Annotated in this window: 5 protein-coding genes; 2 read left to right on the top strand and 3 right to left on the bottom strand. The window is 72.2% G+C overall.

Annotation, left to right across the window (positions count from 1 at the left end):
• On the top strand, positions 1–1,121 hold a 1,121-nt coding region (locus tag NON22_RS22085), incomplete at its 5' end, for a sensor histidine kinase (protein ID WP_257389159.1).
• 79 nt (positions 1,122–1,200) lie between these two features.
• Here NON22_RS22085 and NON22_RS22080 read toward each other — a convergent pair.
• The 3 genes from NON22_RS22080 to NON22_RS22070 all read right to left on the bottom strand — a co-directional run bounded on the left by NON22_RS22080 (position 1,201) and on the right by NON22_RS22070 (position 2,835).
• The gene (locus NON22_RS22080; RefSeq protein WP_257389158.1) at positions 1,201–1,674 is read right to left on the bottom strand and encodes an aminoacyl-tRNA deacylase; all 474 of its coding nucleotides are present in this window, start codon (positions 1,672–1,674) and stop codon (positions 1,201–1,203) included.
• A 222-nt stretch (positions 1,675–1,896) separates the two neighbouring features.
• Positions 1,897–2,214, bottom strand: a complete 318-nt coding sequence (gene sugE, locus NON22_RS22075) for a quaternary ammonium compound efflux SMR transporter SugE (protein WP_257389157.1) — start codon at positions 2,212–2,214, stop codon at positions 1,897–1,899.
• A gap of 114 nt (positions 2,215–2,328) precedes the next feature.
• On the bottom strand, positions 2,329–2,835 hold the full coding sequence (locus tag NON22_RS22070; RefSeq protein ID WP_257389156.1) for a DUF1993 domain-containing protein: 507 nt from the start codon (positions 2,833–2,835) through the stop codon (positions 2,329–2,331).
• 104 nt (positions 2,836–2,939) lie between these two features.
• On the opposite strand from NON22_RS22070, the gene NON22_RS22065 reads away from it, so the two are divergent.
• A partial coding sequence (locus tag NON22_RS22065; RefSeq protein WP_257389155.1) for an FAD-dependent oxidoreductase occupies positions 2,940–3,334 on the top strand: 395 nt, incomplete at its 3' end.

The following is a 3,334-nucleotide window of genomic DNA, read 5'->3' as shown; positions in this document are numbered from 1 at the left end:
AGGCGGGCCAGGTCGCGGCGATCGGCGCGCGCACCCTGGCACAGGCCTTCGACGCCGAAGCCGCCGTGCTGACGCCGGAACCGGCCGAAGCGACGCTCGCGATCGCCGCGGCGACGCCGCGCTCGTTCGCGCTGAGCGCGACCGACCGGGCCGCGGCCGACTGGGCGCTGCAGCACGACCAGCCGGCCGGACGCTATACCGACACGCTGAACGCGGCGCCGTGCTGGCTGCTGCCGCTGCGCGAGGGCGAGCAGCGGCTCGGCGTGGTCGCGCTGCAGTTCGGCGCCGAGGAAACCACCCTGTCGCCGCAGCGCCGCGATCTCGTCCAGGCCATCGTGCAGGACATCGCCCAGGCGCTCGCGCGCACGCGCCTGGCCGACGCGCTGGAGAATGCGCGCATCCAGGGCGAGACCGAACGCCTGCGCGCGGCGCTGCTGTCCTCGGTCTCGCACGACCTGCGCTCGCCGCTCGCCGCCATGCTCGGCTCGGCCGAAAGCCTGCAGCGCTACGGCGCACAGATGCCCGACGACGACCGCGCCGCGCTGCTCGACGGCATCGTCGCCGAAGGCCAGCGCCTGGACCGCTACATCCAGAACCTGCTCGACATGACGCGGCTCGGCTATGGCACCTTGACCTTGGCGCGCGACTGGGTCGCCGTCGACGAGATCGTCGGCGCGGCCGTGCAGCGCGTGCGCAAGCTGTTTCCGGACGTGCCGGTCGAGCGCGACCTCGCCGCGGGACTGCCGCTGCTGCACGTGCACCCGGCGCTGATCGAGCAGGCGCTGTTCAACATTCTCGAGAACGCGGCCAAGTTCTCGCCCGCGTCCGTGCCCGTGCGCGTGCGCGTCGAACGCGACGGCGACCGGCTGCACATCGACGTCGTCGACGCCGGCCCCGGCATTCCGGCCGAGGACCGCGCGCGCATCTTCGACATGTTCTATTCGATGGAACGCGGCGACCGCGGCAAGCACGGCACCGGCCTGGGCCTCGCGATCTGCCAGGGCATGGTCGGCGCCCACGGCGGCTCGGTGCAGGCGCTGCCCGGCGACGACGGCCGCGGCACGACGATACGCGTGAGCCTGCCGCTGGCGGCCGGCGCGCCCGAGGACGCGCCGGCCTGAGCGGTGTTTGAAAATCGCCGCGCCGTTTCAATCCTGCGCGGCGCCCGCGGCGACGGCCGCTTCGACGAACCGGTTCGCCCTAGTGCGTGATCTGCGCGATGCGCCGCAGCCGGCGCGGATGCACGAGCTGCTCGAACAGCGCGAACGGAATGCGCATGACCTCGGTGTGCGAGCCGGCGTTGAACGCGATCTCGTGGTCCCGGCTCAGCGCCTCGTCGACGTTGACGTCCAGGCCGTAGAGATTGCCGAACGGCGGCATCGCGCCGAGCTCGCAGTCGGGGAACAGCCCGGCGAACTCGCGCTCCTCGGCCAATAGCGCCGGCGCCTGGCCGGTCGCGCGGCTCAGCGCGGCGAGATCCAGGCGCCGGTCGGCGCCGAGCACGACCATGGCCATGCGGCCGCCGAGCTTGACCATCACGGTCTTGGCCAGTTCGGCATCGTCGACATGCACGCTGTGCGCCGTGTCCTGCGCGGTGATCGTGCGCAGGTGGTGGATGGTCTCGAAACCGATGCCGCGCGCGTGCAGATACTGCTGCAGTCGGGGTTCGGACATGAGCCTGGCCTCCGCGACCGGTGACGCCCTCCGGCGCCGCGGCCTGTGGTGCGAGCGGGCGCCGGCGTCCGGTCCGGCGCGGCGATCACGGCGACCGCCGCGAGGCGGCCGCCGCGCTCTGTGCAGCAGCCGTCGCGACGTCGGTTCGATGCTCGCGGGCCGCTGCGGGCCCAGGTTACTCCCGCCGGCGGCGGCGCCGCCAGCAGGCTCTGCCGCACCCGCTCAGTGCGAGGCGAACTTGAGGCCGAGCACGCCGAGCACGATCAGCGCGATCGAGGCCAGGCGCAGCGGATTCGCCGACTCGCCGAGCAGCACGATGCCGACGACGGCCGTGCCGACCGCGCCGATGCCGGTCCAGACCGCATAGGCCGTGCCGAGCGGCAAGGCGCGCAGCGCGAGCGAAAGGAAGCCGAAACTGACGATCATCGCGGCCAGGGTGGCCAGCGAAGGCCACGGCCGCGTCCAGCCGTCGCTGTAGCGCAGGCCGACGGCCCAGCCGATCTCGAACAGGCCGGCGAGGAACAACAGGAACCAGGACATGACGAACCCCGTGTGCAACGGGGTCGTCCCCAGGACAGGCAACGCGGCGGCGGGTCGTCCCGGCGCGCCGCGCATTCTGCCGAAAGCGGCTGAATTCCGCGTAACCCCGGCGGCTCAGCGCGCGCCGAGGAAGTCGCGCTTGCCGAGATCTACGCCGTTGTGACGCAGGATCAGGTAGACCGCCGTGACATGGAAATAGAAATTCGGCAACGCAAAGCCGACCAGGTAGTCCTGGCCGGCGAACACGAGTTCCTGCGCACGCGTGGGCACGCGGACCTCGCGCTGCTCGGCGCCGTCGAACGCCGCGTCGTCGACCGACTCGACGTAGGCCAGGGTGCGCGCGAGACGCTCCTTGAGCTCGGCCAGGGTGGTCTCGACGTCCTCGAAGGACGGCGGGACCTGGCCGGCCAGGCGCGCGGTCATGCCCTTGGCCATGTCGCTGGCCAGCTGGATCTGCCGCGTCAGCGGGAACATGTCCGGCGCGAGACGCGACCCGAGCAGCACGCCCACGTCGAAGTTTTTGGCCGTGGCGAAGGCCGCGCCCTTGTCGAGCAGCTGGTCCAGCATCTGCAGGTTGCGGCGCACGGTGGTCTTGACGAGGGCGGCGACGGTCAGGCTCATGGCTCGTGTTTCCTGGGCGGTTCGAACGGGAGTGCGGACTCTTCCAGAACGCGGCGCGGCTGGGAAGCGGCGGATCCGCCGCGCAGCCGGCGGGGACGGCACTGATGGACGTGCGCAGCGGCTATCCGTTCTGGTCGGTCAAGAACGGCCTGCTCGCGAGCTTTCCGGCCCTGCAGCAGCACCGGCGCTGCGAGATCGCGGTGATCGGCGCCGGCATCACCGGCGCGCTCGTCGCCGACGAACTCGCGGCGCACGGCCACGAGGTCCTGCTGCTCGACGAAGGCGCCGCGGGCTGGGGCAGCACGGCCGCGAGCACGGCGCTGATCCAATACGAGATCGACACGCACCTGACGGATCTCGCGCGCCTGCACGGCGAGGCCGCCGCCGTGACGGCCTACCGCGCCTGCGCCGACGCCGTCGCGCGGCTCGGCGAGATCGCCGGCGCGTTCCGCGACGTGGGCTGGCAGCGCTGCGACAGCGTCTACTACGCCGGCCGGCC

Origin of the sequence: Tahibacter caeni, from assembly GCF_024609805.1 — a bacterium.
Taxonomy (GTDB): Bacteria; Pseudomonadota; Gammaproteobacteria; order Xanthomonadales; family Rhodanobacteraceae; genus Tahibacter; species Tahibacter caeni.
This window is presented reverse-complemented; position numbering and strand designations above follow the sequence as displayed.

Excerpts from the sequence above, each read along its gene's own strand:
- NON22_RS22080 (WP_257389158.1), bottom strand. The coding sequence starts at position 1,674 with ATGTCCGAACCCCGACTGCAGCAGTATCTGCACGCGCGCGGCATCGGT.
- sugE (WP_257389157.1), bottom strand. The coding sequence starts at position 2,214 with ATGTCCTGGTTCCTGTTGTTCCTCGCCGGCCTGTTCGAGATCGGCTGG.
- NON22_RS22070 (WP_257389156.1), bottom strand. The coding sequence starts at position 2,835 with ATGAGCCTGACCGTCGCCGCCCTCGTCAAGACCACCGTGCGCCGCAAC.